General features: G+C 68.1%; 19 protein-coding genes. 6 read left to right on the forward strand and 13 right to left on the reverse strand.

Annotation, left to right across the window (positions count from 1 at the left end; genetic code table 11):
• The first annotated feature begins 27 nt into the window (after positions 1–27).
• Both E1H18_RS04395 and E1H18_RS04400 read left to right on the forward strand, forming a co-directional pair.
• Positions 28–996: a phosphotransferase family protein gene (locus tag E1H18_RS04395; RefSeq protein ID WP_241735890.1), complete on the forward strand. Its 969-nt coding sequence runs from the start codon at positions 28–30 to the stop codon at positions 994–996.
• The gene (locus E1H18_RS04400; RefSeq protein WP_172264095.1) at positions 993–1,361 is read left to right on the forward strand and encodes a DUF6285 domain-containing protein; all 369 of its coding nucleotides are present in this window, start codon (positions 993–995) and stop codon (positions 1,359–1,361) included. Before E1H18_RS04395 ends, E1H18_RS04400 begins: the two co-directional genes overlap by 4 nt.
• Here the strand turns inward: E1H18_RS04400 and E1H18_RS04405 are convergent.
• The 7 genes from E1H18_RS04405 to kdsA are packed head-to-tail and all read right to left on the reverse strand — an operon-like array spanning position 1,338 to position 8,335.
• Positions 1,338–2,453 carry a DUF3089 domain-containing protein gene (locus E1H18_RS04405; protein ID WP_172264097.1) on the reverse strand — a complete coding sequence of 372 codons (1,116 nt, stop codon included), beginning with the start codon at positions 2,451–2,453 and terminating at the stop codon, positions 1,338–1,340. The two genes, E1H18_RS04400 and E1H18_RS04405, sit on opposite strands and share 24 nt — an antisense overlap.
• A gap of 31 nt (positions 2,454–2,484) precedes the next feature.
• Positions 2,485–3,687 carry an acetyl-CoA acetyltransferase gene (locus E1H18_RS04410; protein WP_172264099.1) on the reverse strand — a complete coding sequence of 401 codons (1,203 nt, stop codon included), beginning with the start codon at positions 3,685–3,687 and terminating at the stop codon, positions 2,485–2,487.
• A 10-nt stretch (positions 3,688–3,697) separates the two neighbouring features.
• On the reverse strand, positions 3,698–5,158 hold the full coding sequence (locus tag E1H18_RS04415) for a hydroxymethylglutaryl-CoA synthase family protein (RefSeq protein ID WP_172264101.1): 1,461 nt from the start codon (positions 5,156–5,158) through the stop codon (positions 3,698–3,700).
• Between the two features lie 56 nt (positions 5,159–5,214).
• Positions 5,215–6,195, reverse strand: a complete 981-nt coding sequence (locus tag E1H18_RS04420; RefSeq protein ID WP_206679022.1) for an FAD-dependent oxidoreductase — start codon at positions 6,193–6,195, stop codon at positions 5,215–5,217.
• On the reverse strand, positions 6,141–6,452 hold the full coding sequence (locus E1H18_RS27080) for an FAD-dependent monooxygenase (protein WP_206679023.1): 312 nt from the start codon (positions 6,450–6,452) through the stop codon (positions 6,141–6,143). Before E1H18_RS27080 ends, E1H18_RS04420 begins: the two co-directional genes overlap by 55 nt.
• A gap of 13 nt (positions 6,453–6,465) precedes the next feature.
• Complete coding sequence (rfaD, locus tag E1H18_RS04425; protein ID WP_172264103.1) at positions 6,466–7,467, reverse strand: ADP-glyceromanno-heptose 6-epimerase; 1,002 nt, start codon at positions 7,465–7,467, stop codon at positions 6,466–6,468.
• Between the two features lie 4 nt (positions 7,468–7,471).
• Entirely contained in the window at positions 7,472–8,335 is an 864-nt protein-coding gene (gene kdsA / locus E1H18_RS04430; RefSeq protein ID WP_172264105.1) for a 3-deoxy-8-phosphooctulonate synthase, read from the reverse strand.
• 61 nt (positions 8,336–8,396) lie between these two features.
• Between kdsA and E1H18_RS04435 the strand changes: the two genes are divergently transcribed.
• The 3 genes from E1H18_RS04435 (at position 8,397) to sseA (ending at position 11,902) form a co-directional block, all read left to right on the forward strand.
• On the forward strand, positions 8,397–9,836 hold the full coding sequence (locus E1H18_RS04435) for a deoxyribodipyrimidine photo-lyase (RefSeq protein ID WP_370526420.1): 1,440 nt from the start codon (positions 8,397–8,399) through the stop codon (positions 9,834–9,836).
• Between the two features lie 192 nt (positions 9,837–10,028).
• Positions 10,029–11,009, forward strand: coding sequence for a cysteine synthase A (locus E1H18_RS04440; RefSeq protein ID WP_172264109.1), 981 nt, complete (start codon positions 10,029–10,031; stop codon positions 11,007–11,009).
• A 35-nt stretch (positions 11,010–11,044) separates the two neighbouring features.
• Positions 11,045–11,902 (forward strand): 3-mercaptopyruvate sulfurtransferase, encoded by an 858-nt coding sequence (gene sseA / locus E1H18_RS04445; RefSeq protein ID WP_172264111.1) that lies wholly within the window; start codon positions 11,045–11,047, stop codon positions 11,900–11,902.
• Here sseA and E1H18_RS04450 read toward each other — a convergent pair.
• Positions 11,899–12,975, reverse strand: coding sequence for an amino acid ABC transporter substrate-binding protein (locus E1H18_RS04450; protein WP_370526421.1), 1,077 nt, complete (start codon positions 12,973–12,975; stop codon positions 11,899–11,901). The genes sseA and E1H18_RS04450 overlap by 4 nt on opposite strands.
• Before the next feature lie 81 nt (positions 12,976–13,056).
• On the opposite strand from E1H18_RS04450, the gene metC reads away from it, so the two are divergent.
• A complete protein-coding gene (gene metC, locus E1H18_RS04455; RefSeq protein ID WP_172264113.1) occupies positions 13,057–14,214 on the forward strand; it encodes a cystathionine beta-lyase in 1,158 nt (385 codons plus the stop codon).
• On the opposite strand, the gene cobA is transcribed toward metC, so the two are convergent.
• From cobA to E1H18_RS04480, 5 genes are read right to left on the reverse strand one after another with little or no spacing between them, the layout of a single operon-like run.
• The gene (cobA, locus tag E1H18_RS04460; protein ID WP_172264115.1) at positions 14,211–14,981 is read right to left on the reverse strand and encodes a uroporphyrinogen-III C-methyltransferase; all 771 of its coding nucleotides are present in this window, start codon (positions 14,979–14,981) and stop codon (positions 14,211–14,213) included. The two genes, metC and cobA, sit on opposite strands and share 4 nt — an antisense overlap.
• Positions 14,971–17,652, reverse strand: a complete 2,682-nt coding sequence (locus tag E1H18_RS04465) for a nitrate reductase (RefSeq protein WP_172264117.1) — start codon at positions 17,650–17,652, stop codon at positions 14,971–14,973. Before E1H18_RS04465 ends, cobA begins: the two co-directional genes overlap by 11 nt.
• On the reverse strand, positions 17,652–18,002 hold the full coding sequence (gene nirD, locus E1H18_RS04470; RefSeq protein WP_172264119.1) for a nitrite reductase small subunit NirD: 351 nt from the start codon (positions 18,000–18,002) through the stop codon (positions 17,652–17,654). Before nirD ends, E1H18_RS04465 begins: the two co-directional genes overlap by 1 nt.
• Positions 17,999–20,464: a nitrite reductase large subunit NirB gene (gene nirB, locus E1H18_RS04475; protein ID WP_172264121.1), complete on the reverse strand. Its 2,466-nt coding sequence runs from the start codon at positions 20,462–20,464 to the stop codon at positions 17,999–18,001. Before nirB ends, nirD begins: the two co-directional genes overlap by 4 nt.
• Before the next feature lie 26 nt (positions 20,465–20,490).
• A complete protein-coding gene (locus E1H18_RS04480; RefSeq protein ID WP_172264123.1) occupies positions 20,491–21,711 on the reverse strand; it encodes a NarK/NasA family nitrate transporter in 1,221 nt (406 codons plus the stop codon).
• Positions 21,712–21,856: the final 145 nt, after the last annotated feature.

Raw genomic sequence — 21,856 nt, forward strand, 5'->3', positions numbered from 1 at the left:
TGGCGTGAAGTCTGGAAGCTGGTCATCATGGATGTCGCCGCCGCCCTCGATCGCCTCGCTCCGCGCCTCTCGCCGAAAGCCGCCGGGGTGGTCTCGCCCCGCCGTCTGTCGGGCGGGGCCAGCCTGGAGACCTGGGCCTTCGATCTGGACGACGGGACGCCGCTGATCCTGCGCCGCCGCTCGGCCGGCACGGCGCTGCGGGACGAAGCCCTGCCCCTGGTTTCCGAGGCGGCCCTGATCGCCGCGGCCGACGCCGTCGGCGCGCCGGTTCCCAGAGTCGTTCACGTCTGTGAAGAGATCGACGGCCTGGGCGAGGCCTATGTCATGCGCCGGCTGGAGGGCGAAACCCTGGGCCGCCGCATCGTCCGCGACGAAGCCTTCGCCGATGTCCGACCAGGCCTGTCAAGGCGCTGCGGCGAGGTCCTGACCCAGATCCACAGCGTCCCGACCGAGGGACTGCCGGACTTGGCCATCTCCGACGCCCGCGGTGAGCTGGCGCGCTACGAGGCGGTCTATCGCCAGATCGGCGCCGAACGGCCGATCCTGGAGGCGGCCTTCCGCTGGCTGGAGGCCACCGCTCCGCCACCGCCCGAGCAGCCAGTTCTGGTGCACGGCGACTTTCGCAACGGCAACCTGATGATCCACCCACAGCAGGGGCTGGTCGGAGTGCTGGACTGGGAGTTGGCCCATCTGGGCGACCCGGCCGAGGACCTGGGCTGGATCTGCGTCAATTCCTGGCGCTTCGGCGAATGGCGCAGGCCCGTGGGCGGCTTCGGCGACTATGATGATCTGCTGGCCGGATATGGAGGCGAAATTTCGTTGGATCGGGTGCGCTTCTGGCAGGCTCTGGGCTCGCTGAAATGGGGCGTCATGTGCCTGATGATGTACCAGAGCTTCGCCACCGGCGCGGATCGCTCGATCGAGCGCGCCATGATCGGCCGGCGCACCAGCGAAACCGAGATCGACCTCGTCGCCTTGATGGAATCGGCCGCATGATCAGCCATCCAACCGCCGCCGAGCTTTTCGAGGCCATCGCCGCGTTCCAGGCGACGCCTGGTGATCCCAGCGATCCGCGTCAGGTCTTCCTGGCTCGGGTCACCGACAACGCCCGCTCTACCCTGGCCCGCGAGGCCGAGCACGGGGCACGGCTCGAGACCGAAGCGCTTGCACGCTTGCGCACCTTGCTGGGCCAGGACGGTGAATTTGCGCGCCTGAACGCTCGACTTTGCCAGGCTTTGCACGACGGGACCATCTCGCCGCGCGATCCGGCCCTGCTGGCGCATCTGCGCGCTACCGCCGTCGGCCACATCGCCATCGACCAGCCCGGTTATGGCGGTTTAGCGGCTCTGGGCGCCGGCTAAGATCGCCACCCGAGCGCGGGCGTCGGCCTCCAGATCGGCATAGAACAGGTTGAAGGCGTCGACCTTGCGCAGATCCGCCCAGGAACCGCTGTCGCGTAGCACCTTGGACTTCGGCTTGCTGGTGCGCAGCACGCCGTTCTCGCAGCGCGCCGAAACCTGGCGCTGCAGGAAGGCCGGGCGTGCGCCCCAGTCCAGCCCCGTGGCGTTGGCCGCGCCCAGGTTCAGCCGCGCCGGCGCACGCTCGGCCGAGACCGCGCCCAACAGCGGATTGAAGCACAGCGGCGTGCGCCCCTCGAGGTTCACCAACTGGTCGGCGCCATCCCAGATCAACGAGCGGCCAATCAGCTCCTGAACGCGCTGGAAGTCGCCCTCAGGCGCCGAGATCCAAGCGGCGACGCAGGCGGTCTCGCCCTTGCGCTCGCAGGCCGGCAGGGCTGCGTCGGGGGCGTATTCATCGGCGGGGACCGCCGTTTCAATCAGGTAGGCTGCGGCGAGGCGTCGCTTCAACGCAGGATCGGCGGCGATTTCCTCGCGCAGCAGCCGCGCGGCCAGGGAGCCGCCCTGCTCCACCCCGACGATGATGAAGGGGCGCTCTTGCCCATCACGCACCTGCCAGGCGCGGAAGGCTTGCAGCACGTCGCCATATGCGAAACGCCGGGCGTCGCGAGCATCGTCGCGCAAGGTCAGATAGGTGTAGAGACTGGCCTGGCGATAGCGCGGCGCAAAGACCCGGCCGACGCGGTCGAAGGGTCCCGCATAGTTGGGCAGCACCACCCGGCTCAGAAACCGCTGAGCTTTTGGCTGGTCGATGCCGCCGTTCCAGTCGCGCCCGCCGTCGAAAGTGGTCGGATGGACAAAGAACACGTCCACCGGCCGATCGGCCGGCGCGGGTCCAGACGGACGTAACGCCCAGGCATCGGCCCGACCGTAGTCCGGCGCGGCCGGCGGGCGGTAGGTCAGGAAAGGAACCTTGGGATCCAGGGCGTTGCTGAGGATGTCGTAGCGCCAGATGAAGGCGGCCGACAGGATCACAGCCAGGACCAATACGGCTCCGGCGAAAATCCAGCGCTTGAAGCCTTTGAAGCGTCCCATGGCCTCTGGGTACACCAAGGCCTGATCGGCTTTAAGCCCCTTCCTGGCCGATGATCGCCACCGAGCAGACATTGCTGGCGGGCGCGCCGCCCAGGTTGTGGGTCATGCCCAGCACCGGATTGGCCAGCTGCCGCTCGCCCGCGCGCCCCTGCAGCTGCAGATACATCTCGTAGAGCATCCGCAGGCCCGAGGCCCCGATCGGATGGCCGAAGCACTTCAGGCCGCCGTCGATCTGGCACGGCACCCCGCCGTCGGCATCGTAGAAGCCGTCCAGCACGTCGCGCCAGCCCTGGCCCTCCGGCGAGATGAACAGGTCCTCCATCGTCACCAGCTCGGTGATCGAGAAGCAGTCGTGCACCTCCATCATCGAGATCTGCTCGCGCGGCCGCTCGACCCCGGCTTCCCTGTAGGCCTTGCCGGCGGCGATGCGAGCAGTGTGGAAGTGGCTGCCATCCCAGCCGTTGTACTGGCTCTCGTAGCCGTTGGAGACCGACAGCTGCAGCGCCTTGACCATGGTCAGGTTCTTCTTGCCCAGCGCCCGAGCAATCTCGGGCGTGGTGACGATGGCCGCCGCTGCGCCGTCAGACACACCGCAGCAGTCGAACAGGCCCAACGGCTCGGCGATCATCGGCGCGTTCAGCGCCTGCTCGGTCGTGATCGGTTTTCTAAGGTGCGCCTTGGGGTTCTTGGCGCCATTGGCGTGGCTCTTGACCGAGACATGGGCGATCGCGCGCTTGAGGTCGTCCTTCGACACCCCGTGCTTGGCGCGATAGGCGCTGGCCAACTGGGCGAAATTGCCGGGCGCGGAGCCATTGGGCATCACCTGCGGATTGAGCGTGCCCGGATTGGCCACCGGTAGGCCGCCATAGCCGGTGTCCTTCAGCTTCTCGACCCCCACGGCCAGGGCGATGTCGGCCGCGCCGGCCGCCACGGCATAGACCGCGCCCCGGAACGCTTCAGAGCCCGAGGCGCAGAAGTTCTCGACCCGGGTGACGGCGATATTGGGCAGACGCAAGGCGATCGACAGCGGCGTGCCGCCCTTGCCCGAGCCGATCTCGTCGATGTGGGTCGAGAACCAGGCTGCGTCCAGCTGCGTCGGCTCGACCCCAGCGTCCTGCATGGCCTCCAGATAGGCCTCGACCATCAGGTCGTCGGGGCCGGCGTCCCAGCGCTCGCCGAATTTGGAACAGCCCATCCCCAGGATGGCGACCTTGTCCCGGATCCCTTGCGGCATGACGGTCTCCCTATTCGGCGGCTTGAGCGATCTGGCCGACGGCGCGATCCGGCGCAGCCTTCCAGAAATAGCGAACGAATCCGCGCTTCTCGTCGACTTCCTTGATGCGGAACACCATCCGTACCGGCAGGCCGGTCTCGACATCGCCCGGGGCGACGTCGGTGATGTCCATCATGATCCGTCCGCCGCCCTCGAACACGACCATGCCGTAGTGGTTAGGCGGCGCCATGGAAAAGGTCAGATAATCAGCGGAGTAGCTGAGAATACTCGCGCGACGCTCTGCGAAGCGGTACGGCTCCTGGGTGTCCACGGCCGGGTTGTTGGGCGCGACCGAGATGCGCGTGCGCGGGAACTGGACGACGCCGGTCTCGCGGCAACGGCCGCCGACCAGACCCAGGATCATATCTTCGTTGCGATAGAGCGTGGTGAGAGCCGTCTTGTTGTCCTTCTCGGCCCGCATGCCCTTGTCCCATTCGATCAGGCCATTGAAGGTCAGGAACTTCAGATAGTTGGCCTCTTCTTCTCGTGCGGCCAGGGACCCAGTGACGCCGCGCGCTGGGCGCTGGCCCGCGCCGGTAGCGCGAAATACCAAGGCTTCAGCGCCCTGCCCAAACTGAGCCGCCAGGATAAGTTCACCCGCCTTGGCGTCCTCGAGGGCGTGGGCCAGCATGATCGGTCCATGGGCGCAGCCGGCCTCGCCCATCACGGCGGCGAGGTTGTCGCGCACGGCTTCGGGGCGGATGCCGACCGCCCTGGCGACCGTGGCGGCCATGCCGGAGAAGGTCGACGGAAAACAGAAATAGTCGATATCAGCAGCACTTAGACCGGCAACCTCCAGCGCATTGCGGATCGCCTGCGGGACCAGCTTGACGACGCCCTCGTCGCGAATCCAGCGCTCTTCCCAGTAGTAGTCGAAGCCGCCATCGTCGCCGCGAAAGTGGTCGACGAAGTCCGCCGTGACGCTGCCGCGTCCCAGCAGCTCGGCGGCGCCGGGGTCGTCACTGACCACGAAGGCCGCCGCGCCGTCGCCGAAGTCCAGCTCCTGGGTCGAGGCCGCGCGGGCCTTGCGGTGTTCGCCGACGACGACGAGCGACGTACCGCCTGCCGCCAGGGCTTGGCCCAGCGCAGTGAGACCACAGCGCTGCGAGCCGGTGACGTCGCTGGCGGCGATCGCCTTCTCCAGGATCAGCGCCCCCGCGACGATCCCCGCATTGAGGCGATCGGCGAACGGCGCGGTCGTCGAGGCGAAATAGAGGGCGGCGATGTGACTGCGATCGTCGTCAGGCCCAAGAGCGTCGCGGGCCGCCTCGACCGCCATGGTCAGGGCGTCCTCGTCCCAGTTGGCCATGGACCGCTCGCCCTTGCCCTTGGCCTTCAGGTTCGGGGCGACCCAGGCATTGGCGTCGGTCACCGCCTTGCGGCTGAGGCGCAGGCGCGGCGCATAGGCGCCCCAGGCGGCGATGCCGGCCATTGTCTCGCTCCCTTTTATCTCGTTGGGAGGAGCCTAGGCCGGGCAGTTCGCGCCGTTCAAGCCTGACGCTTCGTCAAGCGTTCGGGCGAACGGACCCGCTCCATGCGAAAGCCCATGCCGATCACCCGGGCCGGCAGGCGGCGCAGGACGGGCAGCCAGTCGAACAGCTTAAGCACAGGTGGCAGCTTGACGACCTTGGCGGCCAGGATCTGGCCGATCACCCGCTTTTGGACAACAAGCTGAATGGCTTGGATCGCCTTCACCGCCGGTTCGCGCCGCGCCTGCACGGCCGCCGCATGCCGGTCCAGCACCGCATCGTCGCTATCGAAGGCGTCATGCAGGTGATTGGCCGCGGCGATGGCGTCCTGGATCGCCAGGTTGATGCCCACGCCGCCGATCGGCGACATGGCGTGGGCCGCATCGCCGATGCACAACAGGCCAGGCTTGGACCACTGGCTCAGCCGATCGACCGTCACGGTCAGCAGGTGGACGTCATCGAAGCTCCTCAGTTCGTCGACGCGGTCGGCGACTGTAGGGCTGGCTAGAGCGACCTCGTGGCGGAAGGCTTCGATGCCGGCCGCCTTGATCGCGTCGAAGCTGCCCTTGGCCGCCACATAGCCGCACTGGAAATAGCCCTCGCGCGGGACGGCGATGAACATCCGCCCCGCGCTGAGCCGGCCCAACGGCGCCTCGGGCAGGTCCTCGGGGCGCCGCGACAGGCGCATCCACAGCACATCCATCGGCGCGCCCAGGTCCTGGACGGTCAGCCCGGCCGCCGCCCGGGTGGTCGAGCCTCGGCCATCGGCAACGACCACCAGGCGGGATCGAACCTCGCGCGGTCCGTCGGGCGTCTCGACCTCGACGCCAGCAATGCGATCGGCCTCGGTCAGCAAGCCCGTGACCTTAGCGTTCATCATCAGGCCAAAGCCTGGAAACCGCCGCGAACGCTCGACCAGGAAGCTCAGGAAATCCCACTGCGGCATCAGGGCGATGAACGGCGCGGCGACGGGAAGGCGACGGAAGTCGGCCAGATGCACGACCTTTCCGCCGACCTCGCCGGAAAGCTGGTCGACCGGGTGTGCGGCAACTTCAGGAAATCGTCGAGCAGCCCCAGGTCGGCCATGGCCTGCAGGGTCGAGGGATGGACCGTGTCGCCCCGGAAATCGCGCAGAAAGTCGCCGTGCTTCTCCAGCACCAGCACCTCAATGCCCGCCCGCGCCAGCAGATGGCCGACCATGACGCCGGCCGGACCGCCGCCGACGATGCAGCACTGGACCTGGATCGGCGTGGGCATGGTCGCTGCTCCGTTAGCGGTAGGGGTCGTCCGTGTTCAGGTAGCCGGCCACATAGTCGGCCACGCCGTCTTCCAGCGCCGTCATCGGGGCGTTGTAGCCGGCGGCGCGCAGGCGGCTCATGTCGGCCTGGGTGTAGTACTGGTACTTGCCGCGCAGGACCTCGGGCATGTCGATATAGCTGATGTCCGGTTCGCGGCCGGCGGCCTGGAAGGTCGCTTCGGCCAGGTCGCGGAACGAGCGGGCGTGGCCCGAGCCCAGGTTGAAGACGCCGTTGACGGCCGGGCTCTTGGCCAGCCAGCCGATCACGTCGACCACGTCGCGGACATAGACGAAGTCGCGCAGCTGGCCGCCGTCCTCGTAGTCCGGATGGTGCGACTTGAAGAGCTTGACGCCTTCGCCGGCGGCGATGCGCGGCCAGATCTGGGCCACGACGGACTTCATGCCGCCCTTGTGGTCCTCGTTGGGGCCATAGACGTTGAAGAACTTCAGCCCCGCCCACTGGGCCGGCGCGTGGCCGCGATGGGCCTCGCGAACGGCGTAGATATCGAACAGCGCCTTGGACCAGCCATAGGCGTTCAGCGGCCGCAGCCCCCTCAGCGTATCGAGGTCGTCCTGGCCGTCGAAACCCAAGGTCCCGTCGCCATAGGTCGCCGCCGACGAGGCGTAGATCAGCCGCTTGCCATGTTCGGCGCACCAGTCCCACAGGTCGCGCGACAGCACGAAGTTGGACTGCACGATCTTGTCGGCGTCCGTCTCCGTGGTCGAGGACACCGCGCCCATATGGACGATCAGCTCGACCTGGTCGCCCTTGCGGGCCAGCCAGTCGTTGAGCTGCTCGGGCGCGACAAAGTCGGCGATCGGGTGCTTGGCGATGTTGCGCCACTTGCCGCTGGCCGCGTCGCGCAGGCGATCGCAGACCACGACGTCGAGGTCGGGATCCTCGCAGAGCTTTGCGACAACGTTCGAGCCGATGAAGCCCGCGCCGCCGGTGACGAGAACGATGCGACGGGTCATGGCCTTAAGCGCCCTTGGTCAGGGCGTCGTACTGCAGCAGGTTGCCGACCAGGGCCTCGAACTGGCTCATCGGCACCATGTTGGGGCCGTCCGAAGGAGCGTGATCGGGATCGGGATGGGTCTCGATGAACACGCAGGCCACGCCGACGGCCACGGCCGCGCGGGCCAGGATCGGCACGAACTCGCGCTGGCCGCCCGACGAGGTTCCCTGCCCGCCCGGTTGCTGGACACTGTGGGTGGCGTCGAAGACGACCGGGCAACCGATCTCCTTCATGATCGGCAAGGACCGCATGTCGCTGACCAGGGTGTTGTAGCCGAACGAAGCGCCGCGCTCGCAGGCCATGACGTTGGGATTGCCCGCGCCGGTCACCTTGGCGATGACGTTCTTCATGTCCCAGGGGGCCAGGAACTGGCCCTTCTTGATGTTGATCGCCCGGCCGGTGTTGGCGGCGGCGACCAGCAGGTCGGTCTGACGGCACAGGAAGGCCGGGATCTGGATGACGTCGACCGCCTCCGCCACGATCGGGCAATGGCTGGTCTCATGCACGTCGGTCAGGGTCGGCAGGCCGGTGACCTCGCGGATCTCCTGGAAGATCGGCAGGCTGTCATAGAGGCCGATGCCACGCTGGGCGTTGGCCGAGGTGCGGTTGGCCTTGTCGTAGGAGGTCTTGTAGATCAGGCCGACACCGAGACGGTCGGCCATCTCCTTCAGCGCATGGGCCGTTTCCAGCGCGTGCTGGCGGCTTTCCATCTGGCAGGGACCGGCGATGATCGACAGCTTTTCGCCATTGCCGATGCGGACGGGGGCGCCGTTCGGCGTCTTGATCTCGACGACGGCGTTCGGGGCGACGGCTTGCGGCTGATCCAAGGCGAGTATTCCGGCGTATCAGGATTTCGGGCGCCCAAGAGGTGACCCCTCGGGCAGGACGGTGCAAGTGCAGAAGAAGAGTGACGACGGTAAGGCCATCATCGTCTGGTTCCGCAACGACCTGCGCTTAGCCGACAATCCGGCGCTGCGCCATGCCGCCGACAGCGGACGGCCGGTGATCTGCCTCTATATTCTCGACGAGACCCAGGGCGTCCGCCCGATGGGCGCGGCCTCGCTGTGGTGGCTCAATCGGTCATTGAAGAGCCTGGCCGAGAGCCTTGAGAAGCTTGGCAATAGGCTGGTGCTGCGCAAGGGCGTCGCCGCCGACGTGCTGGACGACGTCCTGGCGCACACGGGCGCGAGCTGCGTGCTGTGGAACCGCCTTTACGACAAGGCCTCGATCGATCGCGACACGCAGATCAAGGCGCGACTGAAGGACGCCGACATCGACTGCCAGAGCTTCAACGCCGGCCTGCTGAACGAGCCCTGGACGGTTCAGAACGGCTCGCGCCAGCCCTACAAGGTCTTCACCCCCTACTGGCGAGCAGCCCGCGCGCACCTGACCCACGTCGTCGTAGATTCCGCGCCGAAGTCGCTGATATCGCCTGAACATTTCCCCCGCACCGAAAGCCTCGCCGGCTGGGGTCTGCATCCGACCAAGCCGGACTGGTCCAAGGGCTTCGACCTCTGGACGCCCGGCGAGGCCGGCGCGCTGGAGCGGCTGGACGACTTCCTGACTGGCCCGGTCGACGGCTATGGCGAAAAGCGCGACATCCCTGGCGTGGAGGCGACCTCGCGCCTGGCCCCGCACCTGCACTTCGGCGAGATCGGTCCGCGCCAGGTCTGGCTGGCCGCCCGCAACGCCGCGGAAGCGGGCGACGCGCCCGCCGGCGAGGTCGAGAAGTTCCTGTCGGAGATCGGCTGGCGCGAGTTCAACCACGCGATCCTGTTCCATTGGCCGGACCTGCCGACCAAGAGCTTCCGGCCCGAGTTCGATGATTTCCCTTGGAAATCCAGCGCCGCCTTCTTCGAAGCCTGGAGCCAGGGGCGGACCGGCTATCCGATCGTCGACGCCGGCATGCGCGAGCTCTGGACGACCGGCTTCATGCACAACCGCGTGCGCATGATCGTCGCCTCGTTCCTGATCAAGCACCTGCTGATCGACTGGCGCGAGGGCGAGGCCTGGTTCTGGGACACTCTGGTCGACGCCGACCTGCCCAACAACGTCGGCAACTGGCAATGGGTGGCCGGCAGTGGCGCCGACGCCTCGCCCTACTTCCGCATCTTCAACCCGATCGCTCAGGGCGAAAAATTCGATCCCAAGGGTGTTTACGTCCGACAGTGGATCCCCGAACTGAAGGGCGCTCCCGACGACCTGATCCACAAGCCCTGGACCAAGCCAGAGCGTCTGCCTGCCGCCGCCTGGCCGCTGTACGAGCGCCCGATCGTCGATCATGCCCAGGCCCGCGAGAAGGCGATGGAGGCCTATCGAAGCCTTTAAGGATAAGGGCTCCAGAAACAGATGCCCGAGCGGATAACTATTGAAGCAACCACAGCTGTGGATAATTCAGCAAGTCCACGGTCAAGCTGCGATTTCAGCTTCGCCTCTGAGGCGTGTTCAGGAAAACTGGGCTTGCGCCGGAGGCCTTGCGCACGATCTACCAGCCACCTACCGCGCCCTCGAAAGTCCGCCATGACCGCCCTGCCCACCGTTCTGGACGCCATCGGAAATACGCCGCTGATCCGACTGAACCGCGCCAGCGCGGCGACCGGCTGCGAGATCCTGGGCAAGGCCGAGTTCATGAATCCCGGCCAGTCGATCAAGGATCGCGCAGCCTTGGGGATCATCCGTGACGCCGAAGCCAGGGGCCTGCTGAAGCCCGGCGGCCGCATCGTCGAGGGCACAGCGGGCAACACCGGCATCGGACTGGCCATGGTCGCCTCAGCGCTGGGCTACAAGACCACGATCGTCATCCCCCGCACCCAGAGCCAGGAGAAGAAGGACGCCATCCGCCTGCTGGGCGCGGAGCTGGTCGAGGTCGACGCAGTGCCCTACTCCAACCCAGACAACTATGTCCGCTACTCTGGACGCCTGGCCGAAGAGCTGGGCGCGGTCTGGGCCAACCAGTTCGACAATGTCGCCAACCGCCAGGCTCACTACGCCGGCACCGGTCCGGAAATCTTCGCGCAGACCGATGGCAAGGTCGACGGCTTCATCTGCGCAGTCGGCTCGGGCGGCACCCTCGCCGGCGTCGCCGCCGCCCTGCGCGAGCGCAAGCCCGGCGTGAAGATCGGCCTGGCCGACCCCTACGGCGCCTCGCTCTACGCCTGGTACAAGGACGGTGAACTGAAGGCCGAGGGAACCTCGATCAGCGAGGGCATCGGCCAGGGCCGCATCACCGCCAATCTGCAGGACCTGGTCGTCGACCATCCGTACCGCGTCACCGACGAGGAGATGCTGGAGGTGCTTTACGACCTCGTGCAGCACGAGGGCCTGTGCCTGGGCGGCTCGTCGGGCATCAACATCGTCGGGGCCGTCAAGCTGGCTCGCGAACTGGGCCCCGGCCACACCATCGTGACCGTGCTGTGCGACCACGGCTCGCGCTACCAGTCCAAGCTCTTCAATCCGGATTTCCTGCGGGAAAAGGGCCTGCCGACACCGCCTTGGATGTAAGGTCGCGGCCGAGTCACATCGCAAGAGGCGTCGCCATGGCTATCCCGTCTGATCCCTTGGTCTCCACCGCCTGGCTGGCCGACCATCTCGACGCTCCGGACGTGCGCGTGGTCGACGCCTCCTGGCACATGCCGGCCGTCCAGCGCGACCCGGGCAAGGAGTTCCTGGCCGCCCACATCCCTGGCGCGGTGTTCTTCGACATCGACGACATTTCCGACGAGACCAGCGACCTGCCGCACATGATCCCGACGGCGGTGAAGTTCGCCTCCAAGGTCAAGAAGCTGGGCCTGGGCGACGGCTCGCGTATCGTCGTCTACGACAGCAGCGGCATCCTGCCGGCCGCCCGCGCCTGGTGGCACTTCCGCGCCATGGGCCACGAGGACGTCGTGGTTCTGGACGGCGGCCTGCCCAAGTGGCTGGCCGAGGGCCGCCCGGTCGAGGACGGTCCCGCAGCCCCGCAGGAGCGTCACTTCACCCCGCGCTGGCAGGCCGACATCTATCGCTCGCTGGAGCAGATGCGCGACATCGTCGGCAATGGCGGCGAGCAGGTGATCGACGCCCGCGCCGCCGGCCGCTTTGAGGGCCAGGATCCCGAACCCCGCGCCGGCCTGCGCAGCGGCCACATGCCCGGCGCGCGCAACATTCCGCTCTCGGCCCTGCTGGCCTCTGACGCCACCCTGTTGCCGACCGACCAGCTGAAGACGGTGTTCGAAAAGGCCGGCGTCGATATCGGACGGCCCGTGGTCTCGACCTGCGGTTCGGGCATCACCGCATCGGTGGTGGCCCTGGCCCTGTTCCGCCTGGGTCAGCCGCGCTCGGCGGTCTATGACGGCTCTTGGACCGAATGGGGCGGCCTGGCCGATACGCCGGTCGCGACAGGGCCCGCAGGCTAGCGCATCGGCGGCGCGTACATCAGGCCAGGCTTGGGCGCGTTCCAGAGTGCGTTCAGGCCCCGGTCCAGCTTGAGGGCCGAACCGCCGCCGATCTCGCGCTCGAAGATCTCGCCGTAGTTGCCGTTGGCAGTGATCGCCCGATAGGCCCAATCGGCGTCCAGGTTCAGCGCCTTGCCGTATTCGCCCTCGCCCAGCAGGCGCCGCGCCTCGGGATCGGCGCCGTCCTTCATCTCTTTCGCATTGGCCTTGGTGACACCGTGCTCCTCGGCCAGCACCAAAGCGTAAAGGGTCCAGCGGACAATGTCGGTCCAGGCCGGATCGTCCTGGCGCACCAGCGGGCCCAGGGGCTCCTTGGAGATGGCGTCGGGCAGGATGACGTGGGCGTTTGGGTCGTCCAGCACCGAGCGGGTCGCCGCCAGGGCCGAGATGTCTGCCGCCAGGGCGTCGCACTTATCGGCCTGGTAGGCGGCGCGAGTCTGCTCTTCGCTGTCGAACACCATGGCCGTGTAGGCGATGCCGCGAGCCCGGAAGAAGTCTTCCAGGTTCTGGGCGCTGGTGGCGTTGCCCTGCACGCAGATCTTGGCGGTGTTGAGCTCGACGGCGCTGGTCAGGTTCAGACTGCGGCGAACCAGAAAGCCCTGGCCGTCGAAATACGAGATCGCGGCCATATCCAGCTGGTCGGCGGCGTCCCGCGAGAAGGTCCACGAGGTGTTGCGCCACAGGACGTCAACCTTGCCCGCGCGCAGGGCGGCGATCCGTTCTTCATTGCTGAGCTGCACGAAGCGCGCCTTGTCGGCATCGCCCAGTACGGCGGCGGCCAGGGCCTGACAGAAGGCGACGTTGAAGCCGCGCCAGCGCTTGCTGTTATCCTGGAAGGCGAAGCCCGGCAGGGCTGGATTGACCCCGCAACGCAGTACGCCACGCGCCCGGACAGCCTTCAGCGTCGGGCTGTTGGCGGCCGCCTTGACCGCAAGCGGTGCAACCGCCGCCGTCTCGGACGGCTCAGGTTCGGACGCGCGTTTGCCGCAAGCGCCCAGCGCCAGCACCGCCACCATCAGCATACCTAAACGCACCGACAACCGATCGCTCCTTGAACCGTGCGTGCAGCGCCTTAAACCACAGGCCTTACGCTGCGTCGCCGAAGAGTCTCACCCATGGACGAAGAAACCCGCCTGATCCGCAAGGGCTCCGCGCCCGAGACCCTGGCGCGCACCGTCAATCCGCCCATTCAGCGGGCCTCGACCGTGCTGCTGCCCAACGCCGCGTCGCTGTACGACGACAACCAGCTGACCTACGGCATCACCGGCCTGGCCTCGCCCGCCGCCCTGCAGCAGGCCCTGGCCGAGCTGGAAGGTTCGCCGGACGTGACGCTGTATCCGTCGGGCCTGGCGGCGATCACCGGCGTCATGCTGGCGGTGCTGAAGGCCGGCGACGAGATCCTGGTGGTCGACAGCGCCTACAAGCCCACCCGCCGGTTTTGCGACCGCGTGCTGACCCGTTTCGGCGTCAAGACCACCTATTACGATCCGGCCTTGTCGCCCGAGGCGCTGATGGCGCTGGCGACGCCGGCCACGCGGATGATTTTGCTGGAAGCCCCCGGCTCGCTGACCTTCGAGATGCAGGACATCCCGGCGATGGCCAAGGCGGCCAACGACCGCGGGATCATCACCCTGATCGACAACACCTGGGCGGCCGGCTTCTACTTCAAGCCGCTGGCGCACGGCGTGACGATCAGCGTCCAGGCCCTGACCAAATATGTCGGCGGCCATTCGGACTGTTTCATGGGCTCGGCCACCACCATGGACGAGACCATCGGCAACCAGCTGGGCAACGCCATGTGGGACATCGGCTGGTCGGTCTCGCCCGACGACGCCTACCAGATGCTGCGCGGCCTGCGGACCCTGGCCGTGCGCCTGCCGCGCCACCAGGAGAACGGCCTGAAGGTCGCCCGCTGGCTGCAGCAGCGTCCGGAGGTCTCGCGCGTGCTGCACCCCGCCCTGCCCGACGATCCGGGCCACGCGCTCTGGAAGCGCGACTTCACAGGCGCCTGCGGCCTGTTCGGCCTTGTCCTGAAGCCTTGCTCGCAGCGCGCCGTCCACGCCTTCCTGGATGAACTGAAGCTGTTCGGCCTGGGCTTCTCGTGGGGCGGCTACGAGAGCCTGGCGATCCACTGCGATCCGCAGCTGAAGGACCGCACCGTGCCGGTTAGCCTGGAAGGTCCGCTGCTTCGCCTGCACATCGGGCTCGAGGCGGTCGAGGACCTGACGGCGGACCTCGACCGGGCGTTCGAAGCGCTGCGAGCGACCACCTAGGCGGTTCGACGGGCGGGCGTCACGATCTGGGCAACGGCTTGCGCCTGGGCGGCGACCTCGCCGACCACGATCAGCAGCGGGCCGTCGCCCGCCCCCGCCACGCGCTCGGCCAGAGTGGCGAGGGTCGCGGGATAAAGCCGAGCGTCGGCGCCGCCGGCCTTTTCGACGGCCACCGCCGGCGTGTCGGCCGGACGGCCGGCGGCGATCATCCGCTGGGCTAGATCGCCCGCCACGTCGCCGCCCATGTAGACCGCCAGGGTCGCCTCGGGGTCGGCCGCGGCGCTCCAGTCGCCCGAGAGCTTGCCGGCTTCGAGCCGCGCGGTCGTGAACACCACCCGGCGCGCCTCGCCGCGATGGGTCAAGGGGAAGCCGAACTGGGCGGCGGCGGCGCAAGCGGCGGTGACCCCCGGCACGACCTCGGTCTCGACGCCGAAGCCGTTCAGGAACGCCGCCTCTTCGCCAACCCGTCCGAAGATCGAGGGATCGCCGCCCTTCAGCCGCACGACCCGCAGGCCCTTGCGCGCCAGGCGCAGCATCAGGCGGTTGATCTCGTCCTGCTTCATGCTGGGCTTGCCGGCCCGCTTGCCGGTCTGGATGCGCACGCAGCCCGGCGGCGCCAGCGCGATGGCCTCTTCCGAGCACAGGGCGTCGTAAAGCAGCGCCTGGGCGCTCTCGACGGCGCGGAAGGCGCGGACGGTCATCAGGTCCACGGGACCGGGACCGGCGCCGACCAGCAGGACCTTGCCGAGCGTGTTCTCAACCGACATGGGCGGGCTCCTTGGAATTGGCGGCCATAGCCTTGATCATTCGAGCGATTTCCGGACGACAGGATCCGCAGTTGGTTCCTGCGCCCGTTACCTTGCCGACGGCGTCCGGCGTTCTGGCGCCGGCGGCGATGGCGGCGTCGACCGCCTTGGCCCCGACCTTCAGGCAGGCGCAGACCATCGGCCCCTTGTCGGCGACCGCGCCAGGCGGGCGGCCAAACAGCAGGGTCGAGCGGGCCTCGGCGCTCAGGTCGTCCTGCGCGAACAGCTCGGCGAGCCAGTCGCGCGCCGGCAGGCGGCCTGAGGTGGTCATGAACAGGACGGCGACCAGGCAACCGTCGTCGATCCAGGCCTGCCGGCGGGCGCCGCTGGCGGCGTCCTCATAGGTGACGAGTTCGCCGGCCAGACCCTTGGTCAGGATCTTGCGTAGGGCGTCGCGCTCGACAGCGTCGCCCCGGCCGGCGAACTCGTGCTGCTGGCAGGCGTCCTGGGGGATGCGCCGCCAGACGAGGTCCAGACCGCCGGGGGACGCGAGGCTGGACCGGGTGAGAAAGAAGCCTGTCCAGGTCTCGCGATAGGCGCTGATCCGGGCGGGGGTGTGCTTGAACTCGGGCTGGCCCGAGGTGGGATCGATGTTCGGCGCCACCAGGGCGTTGGCGCGGCCTGACGGGGCGAAGGCGTCGGTCCAGTGCATAGGCATGAAGAGATCGCCGCGCCGCTGGCGGTCGGTGACCTTGGCCACGGCGACGGCCTCGCCGCGCCCGGTGATCACCCGCGCCAAGGCGCCGTCGCGAAGGCCGCGCGCCTGGGCGTCCTCGGGATGGATCTCGACGTAGGGCTCGGGCGCGTGACGGCACAGGTCCGGAGCCAGGCCCGTGCGGGTCATGGTGTGCCACTGGTCGCGGATGCGGCCAGTGTTCAGCGACATCGGGAAGGCGCCGGTGACGGCCTCGGCCGGGCCACGTGGCCGGGTCGGAACCATGCGGGCGCGACCATCAAGGGTCTGGAAGCGGCCGTCGACGAACAGACGCGGCGTGCCCTTGCCGTCGGCCGTCACCGGCCACTGGATCGGCAGAAGTTCGCCATAAGCCTCTGGCGTCAAAGCCGAAAGGCCGGACAGGTTGAGAAGGCGGCTTGTGTTCTCATAAGCCGTCAGCCGGGCCCATTCGCGGAAGACGCCGGCATTGTTGGCCCAGCCGAAGCCGTCGAAGCCCATGGTCGTGGCGACGTCGGCCATGATCTTCCAGTCGGCCCGCGCCCGGCCCGGCGCCGGGAACAGCGCCCGCTGGCGCGAGATCCGGCGCTCGGAATTGGTGACCGTGCCGTCCTTCTCGCCCCAGCCCAGGGCCGGTAGCTTGACGTCGGCGAAGGCGGTCGTATCGGTCTCGACGCAGTCGGACACCACCACGAACGGACAGGCGGCCAGCGCCTCGCGGATCGCGCCGCTGTCGGGCAGGCTGACGGCGGGGTTGGTGGCCATCACCCAGATCGCCTTGATCCGTCCGTCGCGGACGGCCTCGAACATCTCGATGGCCTTCAGGCCCGGCGCGCGGGCGGTGTCGGGCGCGCCCCAGAAGCGGGCGACGCGGTCGCGATCCTCGGGCGCGAAGTCCATGTGGCCAGCCAGGGTATTGGCCATGCCGCCGGTCTCGCGTCCGCCCATGGCGTTGGGCTGGCCGGTGATCGAGAACGGGCACGCGCCCGGCTTGCCGATCCGTCCCGTCGCCAGATGCGCGTTGATGATCGAGAGACCCTTGGCCACGCCCTGGGCCGACTGGTTGGCGCCCATCGAGAAAAGGCTGACCGTCCGCTCGTGCTCGGCGAACAGGTCGTAGAAGTCCTGCACCGCCTCGACCGGAACACCGCAGTCGGCAGCGACAGCGCTGACGGACTGGTCCATTTCCAGAAGGGAGGCGACCACTTGGTCGAAATTGTTCACGTGCTGGGCGATGTAATCGCGATCGATCGCGCCGCGCCGGATCAGGTCGGCCAGCAGGCCGTTCCAGAGGCGCACGTCGCTCTGCGGGGCGATGGCCAAGTGCAGGTCCGCGCCCTCGGCGGTGTCGGTGCGGCGCGGGTCGATGACCACGTGCTTCTGGCCGCGCGCCTTGGCCGCCTCCATCCGCCGGAACAGCACCGGATGGGTCCAGGCGGCGTTGTGGCCACTGAACACCACGAGGCCTGCCAGATCGAGGTCCTCGTAGCAGCCGGGCACCAGGTCGGCGCCGAAGGCCTGCTTATGAGCGGCGACGGCCGAGGCCATGCAGAGCCGGCTGTTGGTGTCGATATTGCCCGAGCCGATGAAGCCCTTCATCAGCTTGTTGGCGACGTAATAGTCCTCGGTCAGCAGCTGCCCCGAGACATAGAAGGCCACGCTGTCGCGGCCATGCTTGGCGATGGTGTCCTTGAAGCGCTTGGCGACCAAGGCCGTAGCCTCGGCCCAGGATGCGGCCTTGCCATTGATCGTCGGCTCCAGCAGCCGCCCCTCCAGGCCGACCGTCGCACCCAGGGCAGAACCCTTGGAGCACAGCCGGCCCAGATTGGCTGGGTGGACGGCGTCGCCGGCGATCGCCACCGCACGCCCCTCGCCCACCGCGCCCGTCACCCCGCAGCCGACGCCGCAATAGGCGCAGGTCGTCTTGACCGCTTTCAGGGCGCCGGAGCCGTCGGCCATCAGTCGGCCATCGCCGGCTGGGCCAGCAGCACGCGCCCGTCCTTGATCAAGACCGGCACGACCGGCGTGCAACCCTTGCCAGCGTCCGCGCCGGTCGGCTGGCCAGTCGCCAGGTCGATGACCCAGCTGTGCATCGGACAGGTCACGCCGTGGCCGTGCACGATGCCTTGGCTCAAGGGGCCGTGCTTGTGCGGGCAGCGGTCGACCAGAGCGAAGACCTGGCCGTCGCCGGTGCGGAACACGGCGACGTCGCCCTGGGCCGTGGCCACCCGTCGTGCGCCGCGCTCGGGGATGTCGGTCACGGCGCCGACGTCACGCCAATCGGGATCGATGTGAGTTTGCAGGGTCATTCGGCCGCCATCTCCAAAGGAAGGGTCGCCATCGGCTTGAACTCGCCGGCCGCCACGGCGCCGCTGGCGCGCTCGGCCCACGGATCGATTTGGGCGGTCTCCTGCGAGACCACGAAGCGGGCGTAGAGCGCCGCGCGGTTGTCGAGATCGTCCACCGTGGCGGCGTGGATCGTGTCGAGCCCGATGCGGGCCATCCACTTGTAGACCCGCTCCAGGTACCAGCCGCCCTCGCGATACATCTGCATGATGGCGGCGATTAGCTGGATCGCCTCGTCTTCGGTGGCGACCTTGGTCAGCACCTGGGTGCCCTGGATATGCAGGCCGGCCGCGCCGCCGACATGGATCTCGTAGCCGCTGTCGACGCAGATCACGCCGATATCCTTGCAGGTCGACTCAGCGCAATTACGGGGACAGCCGGAGACGGCCAGCTTGACCTTGGCCGGCGCCCACGAGCCCCACAGGAACTTTTCGAGCTTGATGCCGAGCCCCGTGGAGTCCTGGGTCCCGAACCGGCACCAGTCAGACCCGACGCAGGTCTTCACCGTGCGTAGGCCCTTGGCGTAGGCATGACCGCTGACCATGCCGGCGGCGTTCAGGTCGGCCCATACCGCTGGTAGGTCATCCTTGCGGACGCCAAGCAAATCAATGCGTTGGCCGCCCGTGACCTTCACGGCCGGTATGGCGTACTTGTCGGCGACGTCGGCGATGGCGCGCAGTTCGGCCGGACTGGTCATCCCGCCCCACATGCGCGGTACGACCGAGTAGGTCCCGTCCTTCTGGATGTTGGCGTGGACCCGCTCGTTGATGAACCGCGACTGGGCGTCGTCCTGGTACTCGCCGGGCCAGGCGCACAGCAGGTAGTAGTTCAGCGCCGGCCGACACGAGGCGCAGCCGTCGGGCGTGGTCCATTCCATGGCCTGGAAGACCGCCGGCATGGACTTCAGGCCCTGCGCGACGATGGCCTCGCGCACGTCGCCGTGCGGATGGTGCGTACATTTGCACATCGGCTTGGGGCCGGTCTGGGCCTTGAAGCCATCGCCCAGCGTCAGGCGAATGACTTGCTCGACCAGCGGCGTGCACGAGCCGCACGAGGCCGAGGCCTTGGTCACCGCGCGCACCTCATCCAGCGTGGTTAGGCCCTGGGCCGTGATCGCGCCGGTGATCGCACCCTTGCAAACGCCATTGCAGCCGCAGATTTCCTGCGTGTCGGGCATGGCTGCAACGGCGGCGCTAGGGTCCAGGCCGGACAGCCCCTCCGTGATCGCCTGGCCGAAGATCAGGGTCTCGCGGATTTCGGCGACATCAGTGCCGGCCCGCATCAGGTCGAAATACCAGCCGCCGTCGGCCGCGTCGCCGAACAGCACCGCGCCGGCGACGCGGCCGTCCTCGATGACCACGCGCTTGTAGACGCCGCGCGCGGCGTCGCGGAACACGATGTCCTCGCAGCCGTAGCCGCCGGCGAACTTGCCGGCCGAAAAGACATCGACGCCGGAGACCTTCAGGCGGGTCGAGAGCACCGAGCCCTCATAGCCGCCCTGCCCGTCCGTCAGTTCCTCGGCCAGCGCCCGGCACATGTCCCAGATGGGCGCGACCAGGCCGTAGCAGTTGCCGCGGTGCTCGACGCATTCGCCGACCGAGAACACCGCCGGATCGGAGGTGCGCATGGCGTCATCGACGATGATCCCACGATTGACCTGCAGGCCGGCCTGCTTGCCCAAGGTCGCGTTCGGGCGAATGCCGACGGCCATGACCAGCAGGTCGCACGGCAGGATGCGGCCGTCCTTCAGCTTCAGGCCGGCCACGCGGCCGTCCTCGCCGACGATCTCGTCCGAATGCGCGCCCAGAACCGTCTCGACGCCGCGTTCGGCCAGGGCTTCTCGCAGCAGGTAGCCGGCGCTCTCGTCCAGTTGGCGCTCCATCAGGACGTCCATCAGGTGGACGACGGTAGCGCCCATGCCGCGACGGGCCAGACCATAGGCGGCCTCCAGGCCCAGCAGGCCGCCGCCGATGACCACGGCGCGCGCGCCGGGCTTGCCGGAGGCCTCGACCATGGCCTCGACGTCGTTCAGGTCGCGGAAGGTCACCACGCCCTTGAGGTCCGCGCCCGGCAGCGGCAGGCGGAACGGGTCCGAGCCGGTGGCCAGGATCAGCTTGTCGTAGGCGACTTCCAGGCCGCCCTCGGCGACCACCTTGCGCCCGTCCAGGTCGACCGCCGTGACAGCGCGGCCGGCGTGCAGGGTGATGGCGTTGTCGCGGTACCAGGCCTCATCGTTGATGACGATGTCCTGGAAGGTCTTCTCGCCGGCCAGCACGGGCGACAGCATGATGCGGTTGTAGTTCACTCGCGGCTCGGCGCCGAAGATGGTGACGTCGTAGCGGCTGGGGTCGCGCTTGAGCACTTCCTCGACCGCCCGGCAGCCGGCCATGCCGTTGCCGATGACGACCAGGTGTTCCTTGGTCATGGGTTTTATCTCTCGGGAAGCTTGGATCAGACGCGGACGGTCGAGGCGTCGCCGTGCAGGGTCGGCCAGACGGCGCGCCAGCGGGCCTTCAGGCCGTGCAGGGCGACAAGGGCGAACAGGGCCAGCAGGGCGAAGCCGATGAAGCCGGACTGGTAAGAACCGGTCATCTTCTTGGCCAGGCCCAGGGTCGAGGCCAGGTAGAAGCCGCCGATCCCGCCCGTCATGCCGATCAGGCCAGTCATGACGCCGATCTCCTTGCGGAAGCGCTGTGGAGCCAGCTGGAACACCGCGCCATTGCCTGCGCCCAAGGCCAGCATCGAGAACATCAGCGCCGCCAGGGCAGTCCAGGCGGTGGGCAGCTGGAAGCTGGCGACCGTCAGGCCCAGGGCGGCCAGGGCGTAGACGATGCTCAGGGTCCGCACGCCGCCGAAGCGGTCGGCCAGGGCCCCGCCGACCGGGCGGATGAACGAGCCAGCGAACACGCAGGCGGCGGTGAAGAAGCCGGCGACGATCGGGTCCAGGTGATATTCGGAGTTGAAGTACATGGTCAGCGACGAGGCCAGGCCCACGAAGCCGCCGAAGGTCACGCCATACAGCAGCATCAGCCACCAGGCGTCCGGGACCTTCAGCACGTCCAGATATTCGGCCAGCTTCTTGGGCGCGGGCTGCTCGGGGGCGTCCTTGGCCAGCAGCATGTAGACCACGAAGGCCACCGCCAGCGGGATGGCGGCCAGGCCGATGACGTTCTGCCAGCCGAAATGCTTGGCCAGGATCGGCGCGAACAGGGCCGCCAGGGCGGTGCCGGAGTTGCCGGCGCCGGCGATGCCCAGGGCCAGGCCTTGATGCTCCTGCGGATACCAGCGCGAGGCCAGCGGCAGGGCCACGGCGAACGAGGCGCCAGCGACGCCCAGAACGATGCCCAGGGCCAGAACCTGCTGGTAGTTATGGATGCCGACCAGCCAGGCCAGCATCAGGCCCGCCAGCACGATCAGCTGCCCGATCATACCCGTCTTCTTGGGGCCGATGCGATCGACCAGCACGCCATTGACCAAGCGCAGCACCGCGCCCGCCAGGACCGGGATGGCGACCATCAGGCCCTTCTGGGCGGGATCCAGGTTGAAGTCCTTGGCGATGGCCACACCCAGCGGGCCCAGGATCACCCAGACCATGAAGCTGAGATCGAAATACAGGAACGCTGCGAACAGGGTCGGCGCATGGCCGGCCTTCAGGAAGTCGCGGGAGAGCATGTCGGCCTCGACGGGTTGCGTGTCTGCGAGAGCGGAGCGTCATCGCCCCGGACGGTTGACCGCATCCGAGCGGTCCTCTGGCAGCCGCGAACGCCGTTGTCCGTTGGCCTGGACGTTATGGGAGACCCGATCCGGCGGCGCTGTC

Origin of the sequence: Caulobacter sp. RHG1 (genome assembly GCF_013181195.1) — a bacterium.
Lineage (GTDB): Bacteria > Pseudomonadota > Alphaproteobacteria > Caulobacterales > Caulobacteraceae > Caulobacter.